This is a genomic window from Mesorhizobium sp. ArgA1 (assembly GCF_053714375.1).
Map to the genome: position 1 here is coordinate 1 of NZ_JBSKBQ010000143.1, position 440 is coordinate 440.

The 440-nt window shown below is 57.5% G+C and carries 1 pseudogene; it reads right to left on the minus strand.

Features of this window, described 5'->3' with window-relative positions:
* A pseudogene (locus ACWGTI_RS32720) lies at positions 1–352 on the minus strand (IS1634 family transposase); the annotation flags it as partial.
* Positions 353–440: the final 88 nt, after the last annotated feature.

Here is a 440-nt window from a genome sequence, read left to right on the forward strand (position 1 = left end):
TGGCGACAAACACGGCGCGCTCCACGGCAAAACCAAACTGGCGATCGGCAAGCAGGTCCTCGAGCACGTCAGGAATTGCGAGCCGTTCCCACAGTCGCCCGAACAGCAAGGGGCCGCCAATCCGGCGGGCATTCACCTGAGCAGGGTTGCTGTCGATCGCATCCAGCACCATGGCCCTTTCGGTGAAACGTCCGACAGAAGCCAACAGACGATCCAGGTCGCCAGCGGCAAGGACTGCCTCCTTGCGCCCGAGGTTGCGGATGATCCGTTGCTTGGTGCGGCCATTCTCCCGGACATTCTCGACCAGATAGAGGTAGGTGTAGCCGTTGACGGTCTTCTCGCGTACGAACATGCGCGATTATCACCGCCAAAATCACCAAAAAGTCAAGAATTACCGCCGTTCCGGTGAAAGAATTTAGCACCACACTATTTTCATTGAC